The 9,252-nt window shown below is 68.9% G+C and carries 10 protein-coding genes and 1 pseudogene; 7 read left to right on the top strand and 4 right to left on the bottom strand.

Annotated elements, in window-relative coordinates; all coding sequences use genetic code 11:
• From rpsB to ADBZ5U_RS11890, 3 genes are all read left to right on the top strand, one after another.
• On the top strand, positions 1-783 hold a 783-nt coding region (rpsB, locus tag ADBZ5U_RS11880; RefSeq protein ID WP_526265665.1), incomplete at its 5' end, for a 30S ribosomal protein S2.
• A gap of 2 nt (positions 784-785) precedes the next feature.
• Positions 786-1,601, top strand: a complete 816-nt coding sequence (tsf, locus tag ADBZ5U_RS11885) for a translation elongation factor Ts (RefSeq protein WP_526265667.1) — start codon at positions 786-788, stop codon at positions 1,599-1,601.
• A 9-nt stretch (positions 1,602-1,610) separates the two neighbouring features.
• Positions 1,611-3,029 carry an amidase gene (locus tag ADBZ5U_RS11890; protein ID WP_526265669.1) on the top strand — a complete coding sequence of 473 codons (1,419 nt, stop codon included), beginning with the start codon at positions 1,611-1,613 and terminating at the stop codon, positions 3,027-3,029.
• Here the strand turns inward: ADBZ5U_RS11890 and ADBZ5U_RS11895 are convergent.
• Positions 3,026-3,664: a TetR family transcriptional regulator gene (locus tag ADBZ5U_RS11895; protein ID WP_526265671.1), complete on the bottom strand. Its 639-nt coding sequence runs from the start codon at positions 3,662-3,664 to the stop codon at positions 3,026-3,028. The genes ADBZ5U_RS11890 and ADBZ5U_RS11895 overlap by 4 nt on opposite strands.
• Positions 3,665-3,797: 133 nt before the next feature.
• Between ADBZ5U_RS11895 and pyrH the strand changes: the two genes are divergently transcribed.
• The 4 genes from pyrH to rlmN are packed head-to-tail and all read left to right on the top strand — an operon-like array spanning position 3,798 to position 7,170.
• Entirely contained in the window at positions 3,798-4,574 is a 777-nt protein-coding gene (pyrH, locus tag ADBZ5U_RS11900) for a UMP kinase (RefSeq protein ID WP_526265683.1), read from the top strand.
• Between the two features lie 24 nt (positions 4,575-4,598).
• Positions 4,599-5,156 (top strand): ribosome recycling factor, encoded by a 558-nt coding sequence (gene frr / locus ADBZ5U_RS11905; RefSeq protein ID WP_526265673.1) that lies wholly within the window; start codon positions 4,599-4,601, stop codon positions 5,154-5,156.
• 46 nt (positions 5,157-5,202) lie between these two features.
• Positions 5,203-6,033: a phosphatidate cytidylyltransferase gene (locus ADBZ5U_RS11910; RefSeq protein ID WP_526265675.1), complete on the top strand. Its 831-nt coding sequence runs from the start codon at positions 5,203-5,205 to the stop codon at positions 6,031-6,033.
• A gap of 12 nt (positions 6,034-6,045) precedes the next feature.
• Positions 6,046-7,170: a dual-specificity RNA methyltransferase RlmN gene (gene rlmN, locus ADBZ5U_RS11915; protein ID WP_526265677.1), complete on the top strand. Its 1,125-nt coding sequence runs from the start codon at positions 6,046-6,048 to the stop codon at positions 7,168-7,170.
• On the opposite strand, the gene ADBZ5U_RS11920 is transcribed toward rlmN, so the two are convergent.
• The 3 genes and pseudogenes from ADBZ5U_RS11920 to ADBZ5U_RS11930 form a co-directional block, all read right to left on the bottom strand.
• Entirely contained in the window at positions 7,167-7,421 is a 255-nt protein-coding gene (locus ADBZ5U_RS11920) for a DUF2631 domain-containing protein (RefSeq protein WP_526265679.1), read from the bottom strand. The two genes, rlmN and ADBZ5U_RS11920, sit on opposite strands and share 4 nt — an antisense overlap.
• Positions 7,422-7,527: 106 nt before the next feature.
• Positions 7,528-8,883 (bottom strand): cryptochrome/photolyase family protein, encoded by a 1,356-nt coding sequence (locus tag ADBZ5U_RS11925; RefSeq protein ID WP_526265681.1) that lies wholly within the window; start codon positions 8,881-8,883, stop codon positions 7,528-7,530.
• 4 nt (positions 8,884-8,887) lie between these two features.
• Positions 8,888-9,252, bottom strand: a pseudogene (locus ADBZ5U_RS11930) (AMP-dependent synthetase); the annotation flags it as partial.

The raw sequence follows: 9,252 nt of genomic DNA on the forward strand, positions 1-9,252 counted from the left end.
CCCAAGATGAAGCGGTTCATCTTCACCGACCGCAACGGCATCTACATCATCGACCTGCAGCAGACGCTGACCTACATCGACAAGGCCTACGAGTTCGTCAAGGAGACCGTCGCCCACGGCGGCTCGGTGATGTTCGTCGGCACGAAGAAGCAGGCCCAGGAGTCCATCGCCGAGGAGGCCACCCGGGTCGGGATGCCGTATGTCAACCAGCGCTGGCTGGGCGGGATGCTGACCAACTTCTCCACCGTGCACAAGCGCCTGCAGCGCCTCAAGGAACTCGAGGCCATGGAGCAGACCGGTGGGTTCGAGGGTCGCACCAAGAAGGAAATCCTGATGCTGACCCGCGAGAAGACCAAGCTCGAGCGCAGCCTCGGTGGTATCCGCGACATGCAGAAGGTGCCCAGCGCCGTCTGGGTCGTCGACACCAACAAGGAGCACATCGCCGTCGGCGAGGCCCGCAAGCTGGGTATCCCGGTCATCGCGATCCTCGACACCAACTGCGACCCGGACCTGGTGGACTACCCGATCCCGGGCAACGACGACGCGATCCGGTCCGCGGCCCTGCTGACCAAGGTCATCGCCTCCGCGGTCGCCGAAGGCCTGCAGGCCCGCGGCGGCGCCGGCGCCGCGAAGCCGGATGCCACGGCTGAGCCGCTCGCCGAGTGGGAGCAGGAACTGCTGGCCGGCGCCGCCATCGACGCCGCCATCGACGCCGCCCCGACCGAGGCCGGCCCGGTTGCCGACGAGTCCGTCACCACCACCGTCACCGTTGAGGAAAACTGACAATGGCCAACTACACCGCCGCCGACGTCAAGCGCCTTCGCGAGCTCACCGGCTCGGGAATGATGGACTGCAAGAACGCACTGGCCGATGCCGACGGCGACTTCGAAAAGGCCGTTGAGGCGCTGCGTATCAAGGGCGCCAAGGACGTCGGCAAGCGCGCCGAGCGGGCCACCGCCGAGGGTCTGGTAGCGGCCAGGGGCGGCGCCCTGATCGAGCTCAACTCCGAGACCGACTTCGTCGCCAAGAACGCCGAGTTCCAGGCCCTGGCCGACAAGGTCGTCGACGCCGCGCTGGCCGCCAAGGCCACCGACGTCGAGTCGCTCAAGGCCGCCAAGGCCGGCGACAAGACAGTCGAGGAGGCCATCGCCGAGCTGTCGGCCAAGATCGGCGAGAAGCTCGAGTTGCGCCGGGTGCAGTTCTTCGACGGCAAGGTCGAGACCTACCTGCACAAGCGAGCGGCGGACCTGCCGCCGGCCGTGGGCGTGCTCGTCGAGTTCGAGGGCGCCGATCAGGACGCCGCGCACGCGGTCGCCCTGCAGATCGCCGCACTCAAGGCCAAGTACCTGACCCGCGACGAGGTGCCCGCCGATCTGGTGGCCGCCGAGAAGCGCGTCGCCGAGGAGACCGCCAAGGCCGAGGGCAAGCCCGAGGCGGCGCTGGCCAAGATCGTCGAGGGCCGCGTCAACGGCTTCTTCAAGGACGTCGTGCTGCTCGAGCAGCCGTCGGTGGCCGACAACAAGAAGACGGTCAAGGCGTTGCTCGACGACGCCGGCGTGACCGTCACCCGCTTCGTCCGGTTCGAGGTCGGGCAGGCCTGACAGGCGGAAATGCGACCGACCGTGCGCCACGTCAACGCCTTCGGCGACGATGCCCTCGGCGATCTCGACGCCGTGGCGCTGGTCGGCGCGATCCGCACCGGACGGGTGTCGGCGGCTGAGCTGGTCGAGGCCGCCATCGCCCGCACCGAGAAGGTGAACCCGGTCCTCAACGGGCTGGCGCACGAGACGTTCGACCGGGCCCGCTCCGATGCGGCGACGGCGCCGCGCGGCGGTTACTTCGACGGGGTGCCGACCTTCTTCAAGGACAACGTCGACGTCGAGGGCATGCCCACCATGCAGGGCACCGACGCCTGGGCGCCGCGCCCGCAGTCCGGCCACGGCGACTTCGCCCGGTTCTTCCTGGGCACCGGGCTGATCCCGCTGGGAAAGACCCAACTCTCGGAGTTCGGCTTCAGCGCCTCCGCCGAGCACCCGCGCATCGGGGCGGTCCGCAACCCGTGGGACACCGACTACACCGCCGGCGCGTCGTCGTCGGGATCGGGGGCCTTCGTCGCCGCCGGCGTGGTGCCCATCGCGCACGCCAACGACGGCGGCGGCTCCATCCGGATTCCGGCCGCCTGCAACGGCCTGGTCGGCCTGAAGCCGACCCGTGGCCGGTTGCCCCAGGACAGGCTGGCCCGGCAGATGCCGGTGCGCATCGTCAGCGACGGCGTGCTCACCCGGTCGGTGCGCGACACCGCCGCCTTCTACCGGGAGGCCGAGCGGATCTGGCGCAACCGTTCGCTGAACCCGATCGGCGCGGTGACCGGTCCGGGCCGGGATCGGCTGCGGGTGGCCGTGGTGACCCGGTCGGTCAACCGCGACTCCAGTCCGACGATCCGGGATCACACGCTGGCGACCGCCGCCCTACTCGAGAGGCTGGGTCACCGCGTCGACCACCTGGACGGCAATCCGGTTCCGGAGTCGTTCGCCGAAGACTTCCTGCTGTACTGGGCCTCGCTGGCCATGACCCTGGTGCGCACCGGCCGCCGGACGTTCGGCCCGAGCTTCGACCGAAGCCGTCTGGACAACCTGACCCTCGGTCTGGACCGGCATGCCAGCCGCAACCTGCACCGGCTGCCGCTGGCGATCAGCAGGCTCCGCCGGCTGCGGAAGGTGACCGCGCGGTTCTACCAGGACTACGACGTCCTGCTCAGCCCGACCCTGGCCGAGGAGACCCCGATGATCGGTCACCTCGACCCGACCGCCGATTACCAGCGGATCGTCGAGCGCCTGGTCGACTGGGTGGCGTTCACGCCGCTGCAGAACGCCACCGGGGAGCCGGCGATCTCGCTGCCGGTGGCGCAATCCGCCTCCGGGATGCCGATCGGCATGATGTTCAGCGCCCCGCCGGGCGAGGAGCGCCGGCTGCTGGAACTGGGCTATGAACTCGAAGCGGCCGAGCCCTGGCCGCTCATCACGCTTTAGACGGCGGACCGGAAGCCGGCGGCGGCCTCATCGAGGGCGGCCTCCAGGTCGGCCAGCGCCTCCTGCGGCGCGAAGAGCCTCAAGTTCAGTCGCCAGGTTCGGCTGAGGCGTTCGATCCGGTCCTCGCCCGTCGCCGCGCACAGCAGATGGCAGCCGACGATCCCGTTCCAGATTCCCTCGGCGATGTCGCCGGCGTCGACCCCCTCACGCAGCTGCCAGGTGCCCACCGCTCGGCGCATCATCTGGACGTACCTGTCGGTCCACTGGGCGTAGATCGCCCCCGCGACGTGACTGATCTGATCCAGTCCCTGCATGAGCTTGTTCCCGACCTGGGCCAGTTTGTCGGTCTGGATCAGGAAGGCCGAATCGAAACTGATCCTGATCAGGCCTTCCAATGTCGGCGAGTCACTGTCGAGCAACCGGGCCGCCGAGGCCGTCAGCTTCTGGTCGTACTCCTCGATGATCGCCGCGGCGAGCGCCTCTTTCGAGTCGAAGTGGTAGTAGAAGGCGCCTTTGCTGACCCCGGCGCGCTGCAGGACGTCGGTCAGGCCGGTTTCGCCGTAACCCATTTCGTCGAACAGATCCACGGCGGAATCGAGAATCCGCCGACGCGTCGCCTCAGCCCTCGCTTGCATCGGTGTCCTCGCCCGCCCTTTCGTCACTCTCCCCGGCTCCGGGTGACCCCCTCGGGGGGAAGTCTAGACCTAGTTTGCAGTCGCAAATACCGGTCGGGTCGGTGTCGTCACCTCGTCGCCATGAGGCAGGATGATGTTGCCGCCGCCACCTGAGATCGTGAGGAGCCCGATGGTCGAGCCGACGAACGTCAGCGCCGAACTTCGTCCCGGGTATTCCCGCGTTCTGCTCAAGCTCGGCGGGGAGATGTTCGGCGGCGGCTCCGTTGGACTGGACCCGGATGTGGTGGCGCAGGTCGCCCGTCAGATCGCCGAGGTCGTGCGAAGCGGTGTGCAGGTCGCGGTCGTGATCGGCGGAGGCAACTTCTTCCGGGGGGCGCAGTTGCAGCAGCGCGGAATGGAGCGCACCCGATCGGACTACATGGGGATGCTGGGCACCGTGATGAACAGCCTTGCGCTGCAGGACTTCCTGGAGAAGGAGGGCATCGTCACCCGGGTCCAGACCGCCATCACCATGGGGCAGGTCGCCGAGCCCTACCTTCCCCTGCGCGCCCGTCGGCACCTGGAGAAGGGCCGGGTGGTCATCTTCGGCGCCGGAATGGGCCTGCCGTACTTCTCCACCGATACCACCGCCGCCCAGCGGGCGCTGGAGATCGGCGCCGAGGTGGTGCTGATGGCCAAGGCCGTGGACGGCGTCTTCACCGACGACCCCCGGCACAACCCGGCGGCCGAACTGCTCACCGAGATCAGCCACCGCGAGGTCATCGACCGGGAACTGCGGGTCGCCGACGCCACCGCGTTCAGCCTCTGCATGGACAACGGAATGCCGATTCTGGTCTTCAACCTGCTCACAGATGGCAATATCGCCCGAGCGGTCGCTGGTGAGAAAATCGGAACACTGGTCACCACGTGAAGCCCGCACCGACCGAGGAGCCGCATGATTGACGAAGCTCTCTTCGACGCCGAAGAGAAGATGGAGAAGGCCGTCGCGGTCGCCCGCGACGATCTGTCCTCCATCCGGACCGGGCGCGCCAATCCGGGCATGTTCTCCAGGGTGGTCGTGGACTACTACGGCACGCCGACGCCGATCACCCAGATGTCGAGTGTGAATGTGCCGGAAGCCCGGATGGTGGTGATCAAGCCGTACGAGGCGGGCCAGTTGCGGGCCATCGAGGAAGCCATCCGAAACTCCGATCTCGGGGTCAACCCCACCAATGACGGCACCATCATCCGGGTGTCGATCCCGCAGCTCACCGAGGAACGCCGCCGCGACCTGGTCAAGCAGGCGAAGGCGAAGGGCGAGGACGCCCGGGTGTCGGTGCGCAACATACGGCGCCGGGCGATGGAGGAACTGCACCGGATCAAGAAGGACGGCGAAGCCGGCGAGGACGAGGTCGGCCGCGCTGAGAAGGACCTCGACAAGTCCACCGCTCAGTACGTCCATCAGATCGACGAACTGGTCAAGCACAAGGAAGGCGAACTGCTCGAGGTCTGAGGACCCCGGCAGATGACCCACCGTGGCTGAGACCGAAGCCCCTCCAGTGAACACCTCGCGCGCCGGCCGCAATCTGCCCGCCGCGATCGCCGTCAGCCTGCTGCTCGCCGGCACCGTCATCCCCACCCTGATCTTCGCCCCCCGCGGATGGCTGTTGATCCTCGCGGTCGCCATGCCCGTCGCCACCCACGAGGTCGTCAAGCGGTTACGCGAGGCGGGGTTCGTCATCCCGCTCATTCCGCTGCTCGTCGGCGGCCAGGCGATGATCTGGCTGACCTGGCCCTTCGGTCCCGCCGGGGCGCTGGGGGCATACGGCGGGACGGTGTTGGTCTGCCTCATCTGGCGGCTGCTAAGCCAGGGCCTGGACAGCCAGCCGGTGAACTACTTGCGCGACGTCGCGGTCACCGTGTTCCTGGCCACCTGGATCCCGCTGTTCGGCGCCTTCGGGGCGCTCCTGGTCCATCCCGACCCGCGTGAGGGCGCATCGCGCGTCTTCGCCCTGATGCTCAGCGTGGCGTTCTCCGACATCGGCGGCTACGCCGCCGGGGCGCTGTTCGGCAAGCACCGGATGGTCCCGGCGATCAGCCCGAAGAAGTCCTGGGAGGGCCTGGCCGGGTCGCTGCTCTGCGGCACCGCCGCCGCGGTCTTCGCGGTGACCTTCATCATGCACAAGCCGTGGTGGGTCGGCGTGCCACTGGGCATCATGCTGGTCATCACCGCCACCCTCGGCGACCTGGTTGAATCCCAGTTCAAGCGGGATCTGGGCATCAAGGACATGGGAACCCTGCTGCCCGGCCACGGCGGCCTGATGGACCGCATCGACGGGGCACTGCCCTCGGCGGTCGCGACCTGGATCGTCCTGTCGCTGCTTGCCTGAATACTTGACTCCGTGAAACAGGAACTGGTCTTCGACGCCCCGCGTCGCGGCCTGCCGCCGCGCCACTTCGCCGACCTCGACGCCGCCGAACGAACCGCCGCGGTCGCCGAACTGGGGCTGCCGGCGTTTCGGGCCAGGCAGTTGGCCTCCCACTACTACGGGAGGCTGCAAGCCGACCCGCAGCAGATGACCGATCTGCCCGCGGCGGTGCGCGAGGCGGTGGCCGGCGCGTTGTTCCCGCAGCTGCTGTCGGTGGTCAGGGAGGTCGAGTGCGACGGCGGGGACACCCGGAAGACGTTGTGGCGCGGGCGCGCTGCCAATGGTTCCGGCGGGGCCACCTTCGAGTCGGTGCTGATGCGCTACCCGAACCGCAACACCGTCTGCATCTCATCCCAGGCCGGCTGCGGGATGGCCTGCCCGTTCTGCGCCACCGGCCAGGGCGGTCTGACCCGCAATCTGAGCGCCGCCGAGATACTCGAACAGGTCCGCGCCGCCGCAATCACATTGCGCGACGGCCCGGACACGGCACGCGGTGACGACCGGTTGTCCAACGTCGTCTTCATGGGGATGGGTGAGCCGCTGGCCAACTACTCCCGGGTGGTGGCCGCCGTTCACCGGATCACCGCCGCACCCCCGGAGGGGTTCGGCATCTCGGCGCGGTCGGTGACGGTGTCGACGGTGGGACTCGCCCCCGCGATCCGCAAACTGGCCGACGAGCGCCTCGGGGTGACCCTGGCGCTGTCGCTGCACACCCCCGACGACGAACTCCGCGACACCCTGGTGCCGGTGAACAACCGGTGGAAGGTCGATGAGGTGCTGGATGCGGCCCGCTACTACGGCGAGGTGACCGGCCGGCGGGTGTCCATCGAGTACGCGTTGATCCGCGACGTCAACGACCAGCCGTGGCGGGCCGACCTGCTGGGCAGGAGACTGCACGGCGCACTCGGTCCGCTGGTTCACGTGAACCTGATCCCGCTGAACCCGACGCCGGGCAGCAGATGGGATGCCAGCCCCAAGCCCGTCGAGCGCGAGTTCGTGCGCCGGGTGCGGGCCCAGGGGGTGTCGTGCACGGTGCGCGACACCCGCGGCCGCGAGATCGCCGCCGCCTGTGGGCAGTTGGCCGCCGAGCGGGGTTAGCGCAGCAGGCCGCGCCGGCGCATCAGCACGTCGCGGACGATCACGAACGCGATCCCCAACGCGAAGGCGATGAGGAAGTAGTCCTCGACGTGGCCGATGTGGTTTCCGTGCAGCATGCCCAGCAGGAACAGAATGATGAACACGCCCGCGGCGTACCAGGTGCGGTGGCTGATCTTGCTCCAGCCCCACGCCGCCGACGGGATCTCGGCCGTATCGACGTCCGAGTAACGCTCCACCTCGGTGTTGGCCATTTCGCTCCTCGTGTCACTTGCTCGACAGCTTGTCACCTGCCGACAGCTTGTCACCTGCCGACAGTCTGGCACATCCGGCGACCGGATCGGCGGCGATCCCGACCTCTCAGCCGAGCAACCCGTACCGCCGCAGCGCGTCGGCGCGTTCGGACGCGTGGTCGACGATCGGTTCCGGGTAGCCGGCGGGCCGGCCGGCCTTGAGCCGGTGCACCCCGGCGCCGTTGATCTGCGAGAGCTCCGGGATCCAGCGCCGCACGTAATCCCCGGACGGATCGAACTTCTCGCCCTGGGCGGTGGGGTTGAACACCCGGAAGTACGGTGCGGCGTCGGTGCCGGTGCCCGCGCTCCACTGCCAGCCGTGCTGATTGCTGGCCGGATCGCCGTCGACGAGCTGCTCCATGAACCAGCGCGCGCCCCACTGCCAGGGCAGGTGCAGATCCTTGACGAGGAACGACGCGACGATCATGCGCACCCGGTTGTGCATGAAGCCGGTCCCGGACAGTTGGCGCATCCCCGCATCGACGATCGGATACCCGGTGCGGCCCTGCTTCCAGGCCTCGAAGAGCTTCTCGGCATCCGGACCGGTGTCGACCTCGATCGCGTCGAACGAGGAATTCCAGTTCCGCCACGCGCTGGCCGGCCACTGGTGCAGCACCGAGGCGTAGAAGTCGCGGAACGCCAACTCCCGCAGGAAGGCCGCGTCGCCCTCGTCCTGCGGTTTCAGGTCGGCGGCCAGGGTCCGCGGATGGATGGTGCCGAACTTCAGATGTGCCGACATCCTGCTGGTGCCCGGCCTGTCCGGCCGGTCGCGGTCGGTGGCGTAGCCTCGCAGGCCCTCGGAGCGGAATTCCGCCCAGCGCGCCCGGGCCGCGGTTTCGCCGGCCGGAAGTTCCAGCGCCACCGCGGGATCGGGCGGATCCACCCGTTCAGGCAGGTCGGCCACACCGCCGGGGTCGACCCAGTCGACACCGTCCGGGACGGACTGGGCCGGGCCGCGCCAGCCCACCTCCCGCCACCGCCGGAAGTACGGGGTGAACATCTTGTAGGGACTGCCGTCGTCCTTGGTGACCCGGCCGGGTGACACCAGGTAGGGCGACCCGGTCGCGACGAGCGGAACACCCGCTGCGGCGAGCGACTGGGTGACAGCCGCATCGCGGCGTACCCCGAACGGGCTGAAGTCGGCGGAGATGTGGACCGCTGCGGCGCCGACGCCCGCGCAGATCCGCGGGATGCACTCCTCCGGCAGGCCGCGGGTGATCAGCAACCGGCCGCCCAGGGCGGCGTCCAACTCCCGCAGGCAGTCGCCGAGGAACTGCAACCGGCGCGGACCACTGGGGTTCTCCAATCGCGGGTCGAGCACGAAGCAGGCCAGTACCGCCGGACCGCCTGCGGCGGCCTCGAGCAGGGCCGGCAGGTCGTGCAGTCGGAGGTCGCGACGGAACCACAGAACGGTCGAGGACATGCCCCTATGCTGCCGGGTGCGGTGACGTGACCCCCGACCGGGCGGTATGACGGCGCAGCGCCGACACGGCCTGGGCGATGCAGCCGCCCACCAGCAGTGCGGCGACAACCCCCGGCAGGGGATGGCCGAACAGCGGGTACACCTGGAAATGGGTGAGGTAGGTGTAGAGCGATCCCTCGGCGAGGAAACCCGCGGTCGCCGCGACGGCGGTGGGGCAGCGCACCGCGGGCAACCAGATCAGCAGTAGCACCCCGATCGCGACGATCGTCTCGCGCTGGCCGTTGCCGAAATAGCCGACGACGGCGACCAGGGTGACCGCCGAGACGACCACCCGCTGCCAGTGGTTCTCCGCCTTCGCCGCCGCCCAAC

It is taken from the genome of Mycobacterium sp. (assembly GCF_040398885.1).
Classification (GTDB): Bacteria; Actinomycetota; Actinomycetes; order Mycobacteriales; family Mycobacteriaceae; genus Mycobacterium.

What these genes read in the sequence shown, in the direction of transcription:
- tsf (WP_526265667.1), top strand. Translation starts at nt 786, where the DNA reads ATGGCCAACTACACCGCCGCCGACGTCAAGCGCCTTCGCGAGCTCACC.
- ADBZ5U_RS11925 (WP_526265681.1), bottom strand. Translation starts at nt 8,883, where the DNA reads ATGTCCTCGACCGTTCTGTGGTTCCGTCGCGACCTCCGACTGCACGAC.
- pyrH (WP_526265683.1), top strand. Translation starts at nt 3,798, where the DNA reads ATGTTGCCGCCGCCACCTGAGATCGTGAGGAGCCCGATGGTCGAGCCG.
- ADBZ5U_RS11920 (WP_526265679.1), bottom strand. Translation starts at nt 7,421, where the DNA reads ATGGCCAACACCGAGGTGGAGCGTTACTCGGACGTCGATACGGCCGAG.
- ADBZ5U_RS11895 (WP_526265671.1), bottom strand. Translation starts at nt 3,664, where the DNA reads ATGCAAGCGAGGGCTGAGGCGACGCGTCGGCGGATTCTCGATTCCGCC.
- frr (WP_526265673.1), top strand. Translation starts at nt 4,599, where the DNA reads ATGATTGACGAAGCTCTCTTCGACGCCGAAGAGAAGATGGAGAAGGCC.
- ADBZ5U_RS11890 (WP_526265669.1), top strand. Translation starts at nt 1,611, where the DNA reads ATGCGACCGACCGTGCGCCACGTCAACGCCTTCGGCGACGATGCCCTC.